Here is a 15678-nt window from a genome sequence, read left to right as displayed (position 1 = left end):
TTCGGCGCTGCCCGGCTATCTATCGTCCGACTCGCTCCGAACAGCTTCGAGGACCGCCAGCGCGCGCTTCACTCCCGCGCCGTCCTCCACGAACACAAGCGTCCGGGGCGGGCGGACCGCCTTCGGCCGGACGCGGAGGTCGACCTCCCTCGCCGCGTCCGCGACCGCGTCCGGGGCCGCGACCGCTTCGATCCGCGCGCGGTCCGGCTGGACGTACACCTCGGCGACGGTCGGGTCGGGGTCGGTCTCCGCGGACGCGTCCCCGTCTGGCGAGCCGTCGCGCTCGCGGACGATCCGGTACGCCAGCGCGCCGTCGGCGGTCGGCTCGACGTCGGGGTCGGCGTCGGCGACGGTCAGCCCGCGGAGCCGGCTCTCGTTCCCCGTCACCTCGGAGGCGAGGAGCTGAGCGATCCGGACGCCGTCCGCGAGTCGGTCCGTCACCATCTCACGCCGCCCCCGAGTCGTCGGCGTCGGTCAGATCGCCTCCCGCGTCGCCCGCCTCGGCGGCGAGCTCCTCGCGCACGTCGACCGCGAGGCGGTCGACCGCGACGCCCTGCTCGCGGGCGTAGAGGACCGCGGCGGCCTCGATGGTGACCGCCAGCGCCCGCTGACGCTCGTTGATCGCGGCGACGGCGCGCTGCTTCTCGACGCCCGCGGCGACGACGGCGTCGAGCGCGCTCTCGAAGGTGGACTGCTCGCGGAGGACCGACTCGTCCGGGGTGAACCCCTCCGGGACGGTCACCTCGGCCGGGTCGAACTGCGGGACCAGATCGCCGTCCTCGGACGCCAGCAGGCCGCGGCCGAGCGCGACGTCGACGAGCCGCTTCGCCTGGTCGGGCGAGAACCACTCGCGCTCCAGCGACAGCACGACGACGAACTCCCCCTGCCCGAGCCGGTCCTGTGCCCGAGCCTTGAACGGGGCGGCGACGGCGACCTCCAGACTCATGTGAGACGAACGGCCCGGCGGGCGCGTAAACGTGTCGAACCCGGGGGCGACCGGACGATCCCGGGACTCAGTCGTCGCCGGGGGCGGCGGTCTCCGCCGGGTCGGCGTCGGCCGAGGTCGGATCCGCGTCGATCGTGAGGCCAGTCCCGGCCATAACGAACAGCACAAACGGCGAGAGGAACGCGAACAGGTAGTACGGCGCGTACTCGATGGTCGGGACGCCCGTGGCGCTCGCCATGAAGACGGCGCCCGCGTGCCACGGCATCAGGGCGCCGGTCGGCGTCCCGGCCGCTTCGACCGCGCGCGAGAGCTGGTCGGTGTCGAGGCCGAGTTCGTCGTAGGTGTTCCGGAGCGTGACGCCCGGCAGGACGATGCTCATGTACTGTTGGGCCGTGAGGGCGTTGATGAAGATCGCGGAGACACCAGTTCCGGCGACGAGCGCGCCCGGACTCCGCACGGACGAGGTGAACGCGTGGGCGATCACCGCGAGGACGCCAGTGCGCTCCAAGATGCCGCCGAGTGACAGCGCGGCGACGACGACCGTGATCGTCCACGCGGAGCCGGTGAGTCCCCCGGTCGCGAGGAGTTCGTTCACGGTCGTAGAGGCCGACTCCGGCGAGGTCCCGTACATGAATATCTCCCAGGCGGCGACGAATCCGGTCCCTTGGAGGAGGATCGTCGTGAGCGCGCCGGCGAACACGCCCGCGACGAGTGTCGGCAGCGCGGCGTACCCCCGCAGCGCCAGCCCGAAGGTGACGACGAGCGGGACGAAGGCGACGGCGGTGACCGCGTACGTCTCGGTGAGACCACCCTGGATCGCCGCGATCTCGCCGGCGGGAATGTCGCCGCTCGTGCGGAGGCCGAGCGCGGCGAAGCCGAGGACCGCGAGACCGAAGGCGATCGCGGTGCCGGTCCGCATCCGTCGGATGTGCCCGTACAGGTCGGTGTTGGTGACGCCGGCGGCGAGGTTCGTGGTGTCGGAGAGCGGCGACTGCTTGTCGCCGGCGTACGCGCCCGAGAGGACCGCGCCGACCGTCATCGGTGCGGGGACGCCGAGCCCCGCGCCGATACCCACGAAGGCGACGCCGAGCGTCCCGACGGTGGTCCACGAGGAACCGATGGCGAACGCGACGATCGCGGCGAGGACCGCTGCCGCGGGGAGGAACGTCGTCGGGGACAAGATCTCCAGGCCGTAGTACATCATGCTGGGGATCGTGCCGGCGCTGACCCACGTCGCGATCAGCCCGTAGATGGTGAAGATGATGAGGAGCGCCTGGAGCCCCATGACGAGGCCGTTCGCGATCCCGTCGAACAGCGCGTCCCAGTCGTAGCCGAGCCACAGGCCGAACGCGCCGACGAAGGCGATGCTCCACAACAGCGGCGGGTGCGGGTCGAGGCCGAGGACGGCCGAGCCGATTCCGAGGAACGCCACGACGGCGAGGACCGGGACCAGCGCCGCCGCGAGACTCGGGCGGCGGTCTGGATCCAGGTCGTCGTACGCCGTCGGGGTGAACGAGCGTGCCATGCCCGATTGTATTCCTTTGAAGCATAAGTATGGCTCGAAATATGCGTGTGATAGATAGCGATAGATCTTGCCGCTTACGGTGAGCGGCTTCGGCAGGCCCCGCGGCACCCGCCGCGTCCGCCCGTGTGCCGCCGTGTCGCGGCGGTCCGCGAACGGACGCTCTTATACGCGTCGGCGGCGAAGCCGGGGTAACATGATATTCGAGGGCCTCCCGACGACTCCGCGCTCCGAGGAGCTCGTCGACAAGGCGTTCTCGCGGGCGGCGCGGGCCGGGCGCGCGAAGCGCGGCCACGAGGCGCAGGAGTCGATGCTACGGACCGCCGGCAACGTGCTCTCGGACAACTTGGAGAACGTCGTCACCTCGTGGCCCGACTTCGGCTTCGACGTCGACCCGTTCTACTACGAGCTCGCGGACGCACTCGTCGACGTCGACCGCCTCCGCCAGGCGCTCTCGCAGGTGATGTGGGCGAGCCGCCAGATCGAGGACCTCCGCGACGAGTACACGACGAAGGTCCGGAACTCCGACGTGGACACCGCGCGGAAACACCGGAAGCAGGCGTTCGCCCGCATGGCGGACATCATGGACCAGATCGAAGACGACCTGCGCTACATCGGCGACTCCCGGGACCAGCTGAAGGTCCTGCCGGACGTGGACCCGGACGAGCCGGCCGTCGTCGTCGCCGGCTACCCGAACGTCGGCAAGTCGTCGTTCGTCAACCGGGTCACCCGCGCGTCGAACCAGATCGCGGAGTACCCGTTCACCACGAAGGGCGTCCAGATCGGCCACTTCGAGCGCGACCACATCCGCTACCAGATCGTCGACACGCCCGGACTCTTAGACCGGCCGGCGGACGAGCGCAACGACATCGAGCGGCAGGCGGTGAGCGCCCTCGAACACCTCGCGGACGCCGTGATCTTCGTCATCGACCCCTCCGGCGACTGCGGCTACCCGCTCGAGGTCCAGCTCGAACTCCGCGAGGAGGCCCGCGAGCTGTTCGGCGCGGCCGTGCCGCTGCTCACGGTGGCGAACAAACACGACCGCTTCGAGGGCGTCAAGGCGGAATCAGTCGACGCGACGATGAGCGTCACGGAAGACGAGAACGTCGAGGATGTCCTCGACATGGCCGTCGACGCGGTCGGCTACGAGCCCGACCTCCCCACCCGCGACGGGGAGTAGTCGGTCGACGCGCTTGACGGTCGCGAACCGCGAAAAAAGGCTCCTCGCGGCGCTACGCCGGCGCCGCCTCGTACACGACGTTCACCGAGACGCTCACGCTCACGTCGCCGCTCTCGACGGCGGTCGCGGCCCCGGCGTCGCCGCCCGCGGCCGACTCGTACGTCTGGGCGACGTACGGCCGCGACTGCGACCGCCCGGTCGACACCTCGTAGACCCCCGAGACCTCGAGCCCGCTCGCGTCGGCGAGCGCGGCGGCGTCGGCGTCGGCGTTCGACATTGCCTGTGCGATCGCCTCCTCGCGGACCTCCCGCTCGGTCTCCTCGCTCAGCCCGAACTCGATCCGCTGGACCTCGTCCGCGCCGGCGTCGATCGCGACGTCGATCACCTCGCCGACCGCGTCGACGTCGTCGAGTTCGATCGCGTACTGGTGGACGCCCTGGTACCGCGTCCGGTTCGGGTCGTCGCGGGTCTCGTAGCTCTCTTGTACGTCGTACCGCTCCGTCCGGATCGCGTCGTCGCTGAGGCCCCACTCGGTCAGCGCCGCCCGGAGATCCTCCTCGCCCGCGGCCAGTTCGTCGCGCACAGCCGCGGCGTCCGACCCGGTCGCGGTGACCGCGACGCGGAGGGTGGCGCGGTCGGGCGCCGAGGTCGCCTCGCCCGTCGCCGTCACTTCGATGTTCCGTTCCAGTTGCGCCTCGTCGCCGTCCGTCGGGGTCGCGGTGCCCGCGAACCCCGCACAGCCGGCCAACGCGACGAGGGCCGCGATGCCAACGATCGCTGTCAGTCGCCTGTTCATACGCGCTTAGTCGGTCCGAAAGCACGTATAAACCGCAGATAACGCAAAGAGTCGTTTTCGTCACCGTCCGTCGTCGCCGTCGCGCTCGCCGGCCGCGTCCTCGGTGATCTCCTCGTCCGCGTCGTCGTGGTCCGCGATGAACGCGTCGTCGCTCGCGCCTCCGGAGTCGCCCGCGTCCGCGTCGTCGGAGTCGCCGTCGCCCTGCGAGCTGGTACCCTCGATACCGCCGTCACCGCGGTCCGCGGCGGACTGCACGTCCGTCCCTTCGGAGCGGTTCGACTCGCGCTCGACGCCGCCGGTCACGGTTGCGGCGCGGCGGCCGGAGCCGAACAGCCGCTCGCGCAGCGACCGGCTGCTGGGCCGCTCTGTGAGGAGCACCGAGGCGTCGACCTCGTGGATGACGTCGAGGTGGAGCGAGTTGGAGACGAGCCGCGAGAGCAGCCCCTTCTCCGTGGCCCCGATGATGACCAGCGTCTTTCCGGCGGCCGCCCGACAGATGCCGTCCTCCACGTCGCCGCCGTCGTCGACGACGAGCTCCGCGTCGTCGAGGTCGTGTTCCGCCGCCCAGTTCGCGAGGAACGCCTCGCCCCGTCCCCTGTTTCCGGGCCCGTCCACCACGTGAAGCAGCGTCACCTCGGCCCCGGTGGCGTCGGCGAGCACCTTCGCCACCTCCGCGCTGAGGTCGGAGTCGGGGCCGCCGGAGGTGGGGATGAGGATCCGCGAGGTGTCGAGATCGCGCTCGTTGAGGATGAGGAAGTCGCAGGGAAGCTGGTTGGTGAGCTCGTCGATCGGCCGCTCGGCGCGGGCGGCGCTCCAGAGCTGGTCGTCGCCCCACCCCATCAGCACCGCGTCCGGCCGGGTCCGCCGCGCCATGTTGAACACCTCCTCGAACGAGCGGTGCGAGACGACCGTGGAGGTCGACACCTCCACGTCGTAGTCGGCCGCGGTCGACCGGAGGTTCGCCATCCCCTCGCCGGAGACGTCCGCGATGCGCCGCCCGGCGTCCCCGGTGGACAGCGACATGCGCTCGGGCGCCTGAACGACGTGGACGATGTGGACGACGCCGTCGTCGTGGTCGCTCGCGAGCCGCGCCGCCAGGTCGACGATCGGGCCGTCGGTCCGGGGGTTCGTGATCGGTACCATGACCCGGTACCCCTCGCCCGCGAACAGCGTCGCCTCGGTGGCATCCAATATCGGGACGTACGAGCGTCCGGCCGCGCGGCCGAACACCCACTCGGGGACCGTGAGGCGGCGGCTCACGCCCTCGAAGCGCGCCTCTTCGAGGCGCTCCTCGCTGGTCTGGAAGTAGTTGACGAGCGTGACGAGGACGACCCCGCCGATGGTGTTCCCGAGCAGGACCGGGAGGACGAAGCCGACGAGCCCGGAGAAGAGGCTGATCTCCGCGCCGTACAGCGGGATGCCGTGCTGGAAGAACAGGTACAGCACCTCGGTGAAGGAGACGACCACGTGGAACAGGTCGCCGAGCGGGATCGCGAGGAACGCGAGGTAGACGACGAGCATCCGGCTGACGGAGTCGGTGGAGGCGAAGCCGACCCAGACGACGCCGGCGACGACGAGCCCCGCCATCGCGGCCTTGAAGAACAGCGGCACGAACGGGACGCCGAATCCCCCCTCGGAGATGTACCGCGCCGCGTCGACGGTGTCGCCCGTGAAGACGCCGCCGTACGAGAGGACGGCCGCGCCGATCCCGCCGCCGACGAAGTTGCCCGCGAGGACGATCGTCCAGTGCCGGAGGAGCGTGGGGAGGCTCGCGAGCCGCTCCAAGGTCAGGGCCACCGGCGGCAGGGTGTTCTCGGTGTACAGCTGGTACCCGCCGATGATGATGTAGATGAACCCGAGCGGGTAGAGGAGGACGCTCAGTATCGGGTGAGAGTCGGTCGCCGCGGTCAGCGACGCGTACAGCATGAACGTGATCGTGATAGCCAGCCCGGCGGCGAGCCCGCTGAAGAAGAGTTCGCGGCTCCCGGAGGTCACCTCCTCGTCCGCGGCCGCGATGATCCGCTGGAACACCTCGTCGGAGGAGAACCGGTCCCGGACGGCCTCGCCGACCGCGGGCGCGCCGCTCCGGGACCGCTCGACGACCTCTCGCATGGAATCGTCGTCGGATTGCGTGGGATCCGTCACTGGCCGAGCCCACGGAGGCCCGGTAAAAAGCCCTTGCTCTTCCGATCACGCGGACGCGAACCGGCGGACCGCAGCGACGGGCGAAACGAGACGAGTTCAGGGGCGGTCGGGCGAAACGAGACGGACTTAGGGCGGTCGGGAGAACGAGACGGACTCAGGCGCGCTCGACGGTCACCGAGCGGACCTCGACCTCCACCTCGCCGCCGACGACCGACTCGATCCGGTCGTCGAGCGCGGGCGCGAGCCCCTCGACGGTGCCGCCGGGGGGCGTGCCGACCCGGATCACGACCCGGTCGGTCTCGAGCGGCGGGACGGTTCCCGTCCGCTCGACGGTCAGATCGAGGAGTTCGAACTCCGCGTCCAGCGCGGTCAACTCGTCGCTCGCGGCGGCGCGGATGTCGGCCTCGGTGGTCGAGGCGACGTACGACTCGTAGGTGACGCCGCCGAGGAACACCGACAGCAGCGCGATGGCGACCGCGAGGACGGCGGCGCGCTTGAGGAACGCGGCGCGTGCCTCGTCCTCCCGGAACCACCGCTGCGGGCGGTACCCCTCGTACCATAGCATCACGAGCGCCGAGAGGTTGATCGAGAGGACGTTCACCGCGACGATGACGCCCGCCCCGATCACGAGCCGCGGGATCCGGAAGGCGATTCCGATGCCGACCGCGGCCGCGGGCGGGATGAGCGCCACCGCGATCATCACGCCGACGAGCGTCGCGGAGACGCCGGTCATCAGCGAGACGATGCCCGCGATCCCGGCCCCGACCGCGACGACCAACACGAGGACGTTCGGCGCGAGTCGCTCCGACACCTCCGCGAGTTCGAGCGGGTCCAGCCCGGGCGGAACCAAGGCGAGCGAGCGCAGCGCGAACGCGAACGCCGTCGCCGCGATAACTGCGACCGCGACGCCGATCACCTGCATCCGCACTCCCCGCCGGAACAGTGCCTCGTCGTCGACGACGGTGCCGATCGCCGCCGACATCGCCGGCCCAATGAGCGGCGCGATCACCATCGAGCCGACCACGGTGGCGGGCGAGTCGAGCAGCAGCCCCGCCGTGGCGATCACCGACGAGATGACGGTCATCAGCACGTACGTGCCGAGCCCCGAGGCGAGGTCGTCCGCCTTCGCCTGGAGCTCCTCCCGCGAGATGCGGTCGCCGCTCCGCTCGGCGTCCGCCTCGTACTCTTCTTCGAGCGCCTCGAACCGGCGCGAGATGACCGTTTCGGCCGCGACGATCACGGTGTACGTGCTCTCGTCGATCCCCGCCTCCCGGAGTCGGTCGAGGACCGGCTCGACGGCGGCGGTCGGCAGCGGGAACGTCGCGACCGCGGTGTACTCCCGGCCGCTCGTCTCGTCGGTGACGACGTAGTCGACCCCCTCGTCGTCGAGCGCGCGGACGACAGCGGCCCGCTTGCCCGCCGGAATCATGACCTGAACGAGTCGCACGATCGGCGGTCGCGCCGACAGCCCTTATAAGATCGGCACGCAGCGGCCCGCCCGGGCCACGAGAAACGGAACTTTAATGCGCGAATCGCTCGCACCTCCGGACAAGAATGATCTCGCCGCTGGTCATCGACACGTTCCTGCTCGACTACCACCTCGGGCACGTCCTACTGTTCGGGCTCGTCGTCTCGCTTCTGGGTGTCGCGCCGCTGAAGTCCCAGAAGGCCCTCGCGTCGATCATGGCCGTGTTCGGAGTCATCTTCCTGATGGCCCCGTACACGACGATGCCGCCGACGTTCATCCTCCTCGGCATCCCGCTCGTCCTCGTCGGCACACTGCTGTGGACGATGGCGCGCTGAGAACCGCGTCAACTGACCGTCGAGCGGCGCGCGCGGCCGAACTCTCTTCCTCTCAGCTCTCTCGACCCCCTAGACGGACTCGGTCGGCTCCCCCGCGGTTTCGACTTCTGTTCGATCCCGCTCCTTTTTGCCCCACCGGGGACACTCCCCGCCATGGTAACGGTACGGGCCCCCGCGACGAGCGCGAACTTAGGGAGCGGCTTCGACGTGTTCGGGGCGGCCCTCTCGCGGCCGGCCGACGTCGTCACCGTCGAGAAGGCGGCCGAGACGACGATCGAGGTCACCGGCGTCGGCGCGCAGTACATTCCGGAAGACCCCGACAAGAACACGGTCGGCGCCGTCGTCGAGGCCCTCGACGCCCCCGCGCGCATCCACATCGACAAGGGGGTGCGCCCGGCGTCGGGGCTCGGCTCCTCCGCCGCGAGCGCCGCGGGCGCGGCCGTGGCGCTCAACCGACTGTACGACAGGGGCCGCTCCCGGGAGGAGCTGGTCCCGATCGCCGCCGAGGGCGAGGCGGTGGTCTCCGGGGTCGCGCACGCGGACAACGTGGCGCCCTCGATCCTCGGCGGCTTCACCGTGACGACCGCCCAGGGCACGCACTCGGTCGACGCCGCGGTCCCCCTGGTCGTCTGTCTCCCCGACGTGGCGGTCTCGACCCGCGACGCACGCCGGGTCGTCCCCGAGACCGCCTCGATGGAGGACCTCGTGGAGACGGTCGGCAACGCGGCGACGCTCGCGGTCGGGATGTGTCGCTCCGACCCGGCCCTCGTCGGCCTCGGCATGACCGATCCGGTGGTCACGCCCGAGCGCGCGCGCCTGATCACCGGCTACGACGACGTGCGCGAACGCGCCTTCGACGCCGGCGCGACGGGCGTCACCGTCAGCGGCGCCGGTCCGGCGGTGATCGCGGCCTGCCGCGAGCGCGACCGCCGGGCCGTCGCGGCCGAGATGCTCGACGCCTTCGCCGGCGCCGGGATCGAGGCGCGCGCCTACCAGACCCGCATCGGCCGCGGTACGACCGTGCTGGACGAGTGAGCCCGGGCGGCCGTCCCGCTCGCAGCGGATCACGCGGTCGGCGCGTGGTCCGGCCGATAAGTCGACGGTGACGAGCCGCCGTCGATCGCGCCCTCTCGTCCGGCCCATCCCTCCCAACGGACACGCCGGACTGCGCGGCTCCGCCGCGACCGGACAAGCGTAAAGAGCCGCCGGCGAGAACTAGTGGTATGAACGACACCGCAGGGCTCCGGCTCACGGTGCGTGCCGCCGAGAAGCGGGACGCGGGCCGGGGCATCGCCAGGCTCCCCGAGTCGGCCCGCAAGCGGCTCGCCCTCCTCAGCGGCGACACGGTCGAGGTGCGCGGCGAGCGCACCGCCGTCGCGAAGGTGTGGCCGGGCGGTCCCGACGCCGCCGAGGGCTCCGTCCTCATCGACGCCGACACCCGTGCGAACGCCGGCGTGAAGGTCGGCGATACTGTCACGATCGCGGCCGTCGACGTCGCCGACGCCGACCGCGTGACGCTGGCCGCGCCCGGGCGGCTCGCCGAGGTGGACGTGAGCCGCGAGGTGGTCGAGCGGGCGCTCTCCCGCGAGCTCCGCGACCGCCCCGTCACCGAGGGCGAGGCCGTCCACGTCGAGCGACTGGGCGGGCTCCGGTTCGTGGTCGCTCGGACCGACCCGGCGGGCACCGTCCGCATCACGGCCTCGACGGACGTCTCCGTCGAGTACAAGGACGGCGCCGGGTCCGCCGGAGACCACGCCGACGCGTCGGCCGCGCCGGGGAGCGACCGCGCCAGCGGGCCGGCGAATCCGGGGACCGAGACGCCCGGCGACGACGGCCGTCCGAAGGGCGGGTCGCCGCCCGAGGAACACACCGCAGGCGCGACCTACGAGGACATCGGCGGATTGGACGAGGAGCTGGAGCTGGTCCGGGAGACCATCGAGCTCCCGCTCTCCGAGCCGGAGGTGTTCACCCGGCTCGGCGTCGACCCGCCGAAGGGGGTCCTCCTCCACGGCCCGCCGGGGACGGGGAAGACGCTCATCGCCCGCGCCGTCGCCAACGAGGTCGACGCGACGTTCATCACCGTCGACGGCCCGGAGATCATGTCGAAGTACAAGGGCGAGTCGGAGGAGCGGCTCCGGGAGGTGTTCGAGCGCGCGAGCGACGACGCCCCCGCGATCGTTTTCTTCGACGAGATCGACTCGATCGCGGGCAAGCGCGACGACGGCGGCGACGTGGAGAACCGCGTCGTCGGCCAGCTGCTCTCGCTGATGGACGGGCTCGACGCCCGTGGCGACGTGATCGTCATCGGCGCGACGAACCGCGTCGACACCATCGACCCCGCCCTCCGGCGCGGCGGGCGCTTCGACCGCGAGATCGAGATCGGCGTGCCCGGCGAGTCGGGGCGGCGGCAGATCCTCGACGTCCACACGCGCCGGATGCCGCTCGCGGACGACGTGGACTTGGACCGGATCGCGGGCCGGACGCACGGGTTCGTCGGCGCCGACATCGAGGGGCTATCGCAGGAGGCGGCGATGACCGCGCTCCGTCGCGCCCGGGAGTCGGACTCACGGGCGCTGAACGACGTGACCGTCACGAAGGCGGACTTCGAGGCGGCGCACGCCAACGTCGAGCCGAGCGCGATGCGCGAGTACGTCGCCGAGCAGCCGACCACCGACTTCGCGGACGTCGGCGGCCTCGACGACGCCAAGGGGGAGCTCGAACGCGCCGTGACGTGGCCGCTGTCGTACGGGCCGCTGTTCGACGCCGCCGGCGCCGACCCCCCGACCGGCGTCCTGCTGTACGGCCCGCCGGGCACCGGGAAGACGCTGCTCGCGCGCGCCATCGCCGGCGAGAGCGGCGTCAACTTCATCCAGGTCGCCGGGCCGGAGCTGCTCGACCGGTACGTCGGGGAGTCGGAGAAGGCGGTCCGCGAGCTGTTCGACCGCGCGCGGCAGGCGGCCCCCGCGATCGTCTTCTTCGACGAGATCGACGCGGTCGCGACCGACCGGGACGCGGCGGGCGGCGACGGCTCGGGCGTGAGCGAGCGCGTCGTCTCCCAGCTCCTGACGGAGCTCGACCGGGCCAGCGACAACCCGAACCTCGTCGTCCTCGCGGCCACCAACCGGCGGGACGCGCTCGACCCCGCGCTGCTCCGCCCCGGCCGGCTCGAGACGCACGTCGAGGTGCCGGAGCCGGACCGCGAGGCGCGCCGCAAGATCCTGGAGGTCCACACCCGCGGGAAGCCCCTCACGGACGAGGTCGACCTGGAGCGCGTCGCCGACGAGACGGAGGGGTTCTCCGGGGCCGAGATCGCCTCGCTGTCGCGGGCGGCGGCGATGCGCGCCATCGAGCGCGTCGCCGACGAGCACGGCGAGGCCGCAAACGACCACGCCGACGAGGTGGGTATCACCGGGGAAGACTTCGACGCGGCGCTCGAGTCCGTCCGGCCCGAGAGCGTCTGAGGGCGCCGAGGTCCCGCGGGCCGGTCCCGTCTCCGATCAGTCGTCTCCGCTCGACTCGGCGGCCGCGCCGTCCTCCGTCCCCTTCTCTTCCACCTCTCTGCCCTCCGTTCCCCCGTCGTCGGACTCGCCGTGATCGTGTCCGCCGTGCGCGCCGGCGTCTCCGAGCGCGCCGGGACCGAACTCGTCGACCGGGGTGACGCTGTAATCGACCGTGAGCGTGTCTTTCGTCGCGCGGACCTTGCCCACGAACGTCGATATCTCCGCGAGCTCGCCCTCCAACACGAACAGCTCCATGCAGTACTGCGAGCCCACGTGGCTGTGGAAGTTCGAGGCGACGATCCCCTCGTCCTCGTGGCGCAGGCGCATCATCCGCTCCTCGACGTTCGTCGTCTCGTAGTTGAAAAGCACCGTCACGACGGCCATGAGGTCGCGGTCCTCGAGCTTCGCGTCCTCGAACTCGCCGAGGAGGTTCCGGGAGGCCTCGCGGACGACCTCGCTGCGGCCGGTGTACCCGTGCTCGTCGGAGAAGTTGTCGATGCGCTCTAGCAGCTCCTCCGGCATGGACACGCTGACGACTGTCATATATTAAATCATACCGCGGAAGTTGTTAATCCTTGAGGTCCGGGCCGCCGCGTTCCGCTTCTCGCTCGGGCCGGTCGCCGCCTCCTCCGGTCCCCTCGCTGTCGCCGCCTGCGATCCGCTCGCCGAGCCACGCGTAGTGGTCGAGTAGGGCTGCCTCGCCCGCCTCGGTGAGCGCGTACACGTCCGCGATCCCCTCGGTGCGCCGGCGGAGGTGGCCGGCCTCGACGAGCGCGGAGAGCGTGCCGTAGAACGATCCCGGATCGATCCGCTCGTCGTAGTGCGATTCGAGCCGGCTCTTCAGCGACTGCGCGCGCAGCTCCCCGTGTTCGTACAGGAGCGCGCAGAGGTCGCGGCGGCGGCCGCTGTGGAACCACTTCGTCATGTGTCGCGAGTCGGCCCGCGGCGGCATAAATCGCTCACGACGCGTCGACAAGCTCGTCGAGCCGGCGCACGCGCCGGTCCCCGAGCACGCACCGCCCGCGCTCGTCGTGGCCGACGCGCTCGACGTGGACCGCGTCGAGGCCGGCGTTCCAGGCGGCCGCCACGTCGCTCTCGCCGTCGCCGACGTAGTAGCCGCGACCTCGGGTCGGATCGACGCCGAGGTCTCTCATCGCGGTCTCGATCGGGTCGGGGGACGGCTTCCACCCCGTCTCTTCGGTGCAGCAGACGACGGCGTCGAAGCGGTCGTCGAGGCCGACGCGGTCGAGGACTGGCTCGGCGAGGAACTCCTGACAGTGGGTGACGAGCCCCGTCGGCCCGCCGACCTCCTCGACGCGGTCGAGCAGCCGCGCGGCGTCGTCGTGGAGGTACGTCGCCTCCGCGCGGGCGACCGGATCCTCGACGGAGTGAAACGCGGGCCAGAACGCCTCGGGGTCGACCCCCATCCCGCGGAGCGTCTCCGCGCGAGACCCGCCGAGACCGCTCCAGAGGACCCGCGCCTCCCGGTCCGAGAACTCGCGGCCCAGCCGGCCGCCGACGCGGTCGAACACCGCTCGGGTGTACTCCCACTCGGCGTCGACGAGGGTCCCGTCGAGGTCGAACAGGTGGAAGTCGTAATCGGTGACGGCCATACGGTCCACCCGTACGCCGGGGGCGGGCAAGTGCGTTGCGGGTGCGCGGGATCCCTGCTCACACCGACCGGAGCCGTCCGGGCGGCCGGCTTCCCCCCCCCCTCGCGTCACTCCCGGACGTGGACCGACGAGCCGAGGTACTTGCGGAGGACCTCGTCGACCGAGTCGGCGTTGAAGCGGCCGAGGTCCGCGGCGATCGCGTCCGTCAGCGCGTCGCGGTACGCCTCGTCGGTGCGGAGTTCGCGGAAGTCGGCGGCGGCGACCTCGAGGCTCGCGGCGTCCGCCAGTCCGAGGCGCTCCGCGGCCAGCCGCCGGAACGACGGCTCGTCGCCGACCTCGCCGCGCCACAGCCGGTCGCGGAAGAACAGCCACCCGTCGGCACCGGGGTCGCTCGCGGGGAGTTCCATCGTCGTCTCGAACCGGCCCGGGTCGACGGCGGCGTCCGCGGGATCGAGTCGGACGGCGACGCGGAAGACGTAGGCGGCCTCCATGCGTCGACCGTCGCCGGACCGATTCATAAAGCTACATACCGTTCGGCGTCGTGGACCCCGTCATGTGGCAGCGTCTCCGCGGCCTCGCCGGGCGCGCGTACCGGCGGCACCTCCGCCGCGAGATCGACGACGTCCCCGACCACGTCGCCGTCATCCAGGACGGGAACCGTCGGTACGCCCGCGAGCAGGGCGACGACGCTCCCGAGGGACACCGCGCCGGCGCGGACACCACCGAACAGGTCCTCGACTGGTGCGCCGACCTCGGCGTCTCGGAGCTCACCCTCTACGCCTTCTCCACCGAGAACTTCGAGCGCCCGGACGAGGAGCTGGAACCCCTCTTCGACCTGCTCGAACGCAAGCTGCGCGAGTTCGCCGACGCCGACCGCGTCCACGATGAGGGCGTCCGCGTCCGCGCCATCGGCGACGTGGCCCGGCTCCCGCCGCGCGTCCGCGACGCGGTCGAGTACGCGGAGCGGCGCACCGCCGGCAACGACCGGTTCACGCTCAACGTCGCGCTGGCGTACGGCGGCCGGACCGAACTGCTCGACGCCGCGCGCGCCATCGCCCGCGACGTGGACGCGGGCGAGATGGCTCCCGGGGACGTCGACGTCGAGACCGTCGAGTCGCGCCTGTACGACCGCCCGATCCGCGACGTTGACCTGATCGTCCGCACCGGCGGCGACGAGCGCACCTCGAACTTCCTCCCGTGGCACGCCAACGGCAACGAGGCCGCCGTCTACTTCTGTGCCCCCTACTGGCCTGAGTTCTCCGAGGTCGACTTCCTGCGCGCGATCCGCACCTACGAGTCGCGCGAGGAATCGTGGCAGCGCGCACGGGCCGAGCGCGCGGTCGCATTGGTGCGCGCGCTCGCCGAGGTGGAGTTCGCCGAAGCCCGCGCCGCCGCCGCCAGGCTCCGCGAGCGGATCCCCCGGCTCGACGGCAGCGACCTCTCCGACGACGCGCTCGACATCGCCGACGGTGACTCAGCCGGCCCGGCCGACGGCGAGTCCGCCGGTCGGATCGACGGCGACGGGCCCGAGTCGACGGGAGCCGACTAGGCGGCGCCGGGCGCGACGCCGCCCTCGTTCCGCGTCAGCAGGTACAGCGCGAACGACGAGAGCCAGTGCGACCCCGCGTAGTCGTCGGTGAGCACGTCTGCGGCCCCGGCCTCCGCGTGGCGGCGCGCCGCGTCGTCGAGGGGCTCCCGGAGCCGGTCCGCGGCCGGGCCGTCCCGCCCGTCGAGCGCGTCGGCCAGTCCGGCGAGACACCACGCCCGGGAGACGTTGAGCCCGATCAGGTGTATCGCGGCGCCGTCGCCCTCGTCGGGCTCCACGTCGACCGGCGAACACAGCGCGTCGTGCGGCGGCGCGGCGAGGTCCGGGAGGAAGTCGTCGAGCCACGACGCGAACGGGTCCGGGTCGAGGACGCGGCGCATGAGGTCCGCCTCGGTCAGCGCGGGCGAGACGAAGTCCCAACCGACCGGCTCCGCGCCGACGACCGCGGCGGTGTCGTCCGCGTAGAGGCGGCGCGCCGCAGCCGCGGCCTCGCGTTCGAGGTCGGCGTCGCCGACGACCCGCGCGTAGTCGAGCACGCCGGCGAGCGCGAACGCGGTGTTGCCGTGCGTACCGACGCGGTGAGCGCGGTCGATCCCGAGGAACGACTCTCGGACCCCCTCCCGGACC

Annotated in this window: 16 protein-coding genes; 5 read left to right on the top strand and 11 right to left on the bottom strand. The window is 71.7% G+C overall.

From position 1 onward, the window contains the following. Window positions 1-15 precede the first annotated feature (15 nt). The 3 genes from EXE47_RS09755 to EXE47_RS09745 all read right to left on the bottom strand — a co-directional run bounded on the left by EXE47_RS09755 (window position 16) and on the right by EXE47_RS09745 (window position 2471). Window positions 16-444, bottom strand: coding sequence for a hypothetical protein (locus tag EXE47_RS09755; protein WP_086219681.1), 429 nt, complete (start codon window positions 442-444; stop codon window positions 16-18). Window position 445: 1 nt separating this feature from the next. Next, a complete protein-coding gene (locus EXE47_RS09750) occupies window positions 446-946 on the bottom strand; it encodes a DUF2240 family protein (protein WP_199237886.1) in 501 nt (166 codons plus the stop codon). A gap of 67 nt (window positions 947-1013) precedes the next feature. Beyond that, a complete protein-coding gene (locus EXE47_RS09745; RefSeq protein WP_089308586.1) occupies window positions 1014-2471 on the bottom strand; it encodes a Na+/H+ antiporter NhaC family protein in 1458 nt (485 codons plus the stop codon). 193 nt (window positions 2472-2664) lie between these two features. On the opposite strand from EXE47_RS09745, the gene EXE47_RS09740 reads away from it, so the two are divergent. Beyond that, window positions 2665-3648 (top strand): GTPase, encoded by a 984-nt coding sequence (locus EXE47_RS09740; RefSeq protein WP_049930867.1) that lies wholly within the window; start codon window positions 2665-2667, stop codon window positions 3646-3648. 52 nt (window positions 3649-3700) lie between these two features. Here the strand turns inward: EXE47_RS09740 and EXE47_RS09735 are convergent, their stop codons facing one another. The 3 genes from EXE47_RS09735 to EXE47_RS09725 form a co-directional block, all read right to left on the bottom strand. Next, a complete protein-coding gene (locus tag EXE47_RS09735) occupies window positions 3701-4444 on the bottom strand; it encodes an SIMPL domain-containing protein (protein WP_086215369.1) in 744 nt (247 codons plus the stop codon). A gap of 60 nt (window positions 4445-4504) precedes the next feature. Beyond that, on the bottom strand, window positions 4505-6589 hold the full coding sequence (locus EXE47_RS09730; RefSeq protein ID WP_049930869.1) for a formate/nitrite transporter family protein: 2085 nt from the start codon (window positions 6587-6589) through the stop codon (window positions 4505-4507). A gap of 154 nt (window positions 6590-6743) precedes the next feature. Then, window positions 6744-8018 (bottom strand): TIGR00341 family protein, encoded by a 1275-nt coding sequence (locus EXE47_RS09725; protein ID WP_049931052.1) that lies wholly within the window; start codon window positions 8016-8018, stop codon window positions 6744-6746. Between the two features lie 125 nt (window positions 8019-8143). On the opposite strand from EXE47_RS09725, the gene EXE47_RS09720 reads away from it, so the two are divergent. The 3 genes from EXE47_RS09720 (at window position 8144) to EXE47_RS09710 (ending at window position 11853) form a co-directional block, all read left to right on the top strand. Further along, on the top strand, window positions 8144-8392 hold the full coding sequence (locus EXE47_RS09720) for a hypothetical protein (RefSeq protein ID WP_049930871.1): 249 nt from the start codon (window positions 8144-8146) through the stop codon (window positions 8390-8392). 153 nt (window positions 8393-8545) lie between these two features. Next, on the top strand, window positions 8546-9427 hold the full coding sequence (locus EXE47_RS09715; RefSeq protein ID WP_049930873.1) for a homoserine kinase: 882 nt from the start codon (window positions 8546-8548) through the stop codon (window positions 9425-9427). Window positions 9428-9615: 188 nt separating this feature from the next. Then, window positions 9616-11853, top strand: a complete 2238-nt coding sequence (locus tag EXE47_RS09710; RefSeq protein ID WP_089308585.1) for an AAA family ATPase — start codon at window positions 9616-9618, stop codon at window positions 11851-11853. Between the two features lie 36 nt (window positions 11854-11889). On the opposite strand, the gene EXE47_RS09705 is transcribed toward EXE47_RS09710, so the two are convergent. From EXE47_RS09705 to lwrS, 4 genes are all read right to left on the bottom strand, one after another. Next, window positions 11890-12435: a CopG family ribbon-helix-helix protein gene (locus EXE47_RS09705; RefSeq protein ID WP_049930877.1), complete on the bottom strand. Its 546-nt coding sequence runs from the start codon at window positions 12433-12435 to the stop codon at window positions 11890-11892. A 25-nt stretch (window positions 12436-12460) separates the two neighbouring features. Further along, window positions 12461-12817 (bottom strand): helix-turn-helix transcriptional regulator, encoded by a 357-nt coding sequence (locus EXE47_RS09700; RefSeq protein ID WP_049930878.1) that lies wholly within the window; start codon window positions 12815-12817, stop codon window positions 12461-12463. A gap of 34 nt (window positions 12818-12851) precedes the next feature. Continuing rightward, entirely contained in the window at window positions 12852-13505 is a 654-nt protein-coding gene (locus EXE47_RS09695; protein ID WP_089308584.1) for an HAD family hydrolase, read from the bottom strand. Window positions 13506-13612: 107 nt separating this feature from the next. Beyond that, window positions 13613-13996, bottom strand: coding sequence for an LWR-salt protein (gene lwrS, locus EXE47_RS09690; RefSeq protein WP_089308583.1), 384 nt, complete (start codon window positions 13994-13996; stop codon window positions 13613-13615). Between the two features lie 62 nt (window positions 13997-14058). Between lwrS and uppS the strand changes: the two genes are divergently transcribed. Further along, a complete protein-coding gene (uppS, locus tag EXE47_RS09685) occupies window positions 14059-15054 on the top strand; it encodes a polyprenyl diphosphate synthase (RefSeq protein ID WP_049931053.1) in 996 nt (331 codons plus the stop codon). Here uppS and EXE47_RS09680 read toward each other — a convergent pair. Beyond that, window positions 15051-15678: DUF2891 family protein (locus EXE47_RS09680; protein ID WP_137703721.1), on the bottom strand; the 628-nt coding region annotated here is incomplete at its 5' end. The genes uppS and EXE47_RS09680 overlap by 4 nt on opposite strands.

Origin of the sequence: Halorubrum sp. GN12_10-3_MGM (genome assembly GCF_005435235.1) — an archaeon.
Lineage (GTDB): Archaea > Halobacteriota > Halobacteria > Halobacteriales > Haloferacaceae > Halorubrum > Halorubrum ezzemoulense.
Note: the sequence above shows the minus strand (reverse complement) of the source record. Positions and strands in the feature narration are given on the sequence as shown.

Excerpts from the sequence above, each read along its gene's own strand:
- EXE47_RS09745 (WP_089308586.1), bottom strand. The coding sequence starts at position 2,471 with ATGGCACGCTCGTTCACCCCGACGGCGTACGACGACCTGGATCCAGAC.
- EXE47_RS09725 (WP_049931052.1), bottom strand. The coding sequence starts at position 8,018 with ATGATTCCGGCGGGCAAGCGGGCCGCTGTCGTCCGCGCGCTCGACGAC.
- EXE47_RS09720 (WP_049930871.1), top strand. The coding sequence starts at position 8,144 with ATGATCTCGCCGCTGGTCATCGACACGTTCCTGCTCGACTACCACCTC.
- EXE47_RS09740 (WP_049930867.1), top strand. The coding sequence starts at position 2,665 with ATGATATTCGAGGGCCTCCCGACGACTCCGCGCTCCGAGGAGCTCGTC.
- EXE47_RS09695 (WP_089308584.1), bottom strand. The coding sequence starts at position 13,505 with ATGGCCGTCACCGATTACGACTTCCACCTGTTCGACCTCGACGGGACC.
- EXE47_RS09700 (WP_049930878.1), bottom strand. The coding sequence starts at position 12,817 with ATGACGAAGTGGTTCCACAGCGGCCGCCGCCGCGACCTCTGCGCGCTC.
- EXE47_RS09750 (WP_199237886.1), bottom strand. The coding sequence starts at position 946 with ATGAGTCTGGAGGTCGCCGTCGCCGCCCCGTTCAAGGCTCGGGCACAG.
- EXE47_RS09735 (WP_086215369.1), bottom strand. The coding sequence starts at position 4,444 with ATGAACAGGCGACTGACAGCGATCGTTGGCATCGCGGCCCTCGTCGCG.
- EXE47_RS09715 (WP_049930873.1), top strand. The coding sequence starts at position 8,546 with ATGGTAACGGTACGGGCCCCCGCGACGAGCGCGAACTTAGGGAGCGGC.
- EXE47_RS09705 (WP_049930877.1), bottom strand. The coding sequence starts at position 12,435 with ATGACAGTCGTCAGCGTGTCCATGCCGGAGGAGCTGCTAGAGCGCATC.
- uppS (WP_049931053.1), top strand. The coding sequence starts at position 14,059 with ATGTGGCAGCGTCTCCGCGGCCTCGCCGGGCGCGCGTACCGGCGGCAC.
- EXE47_RS09755 (WP_086219681.1), bottom strand. The coding sequence starts at position 444 with ATGGTGACGGACCGACTCGCGGACGGCGTCCGGATCGCTCAGCTCCTC.
- EXE47_RS09710 (WP_089308585.1), top strand. The coding sequence starts at position 9,616 with ATGAACGACACCGCAGGGCTCCGGCTCACGGTGCGTGCCGCCGAGAAG.
- lwrS (WP_089308583.1), bottom strand. The coding sequence starts at position 13,996 with ATGGAGGCCGCCTACGTCTTCCGCGTCGCCGTCCGACTCGATCCCGCG.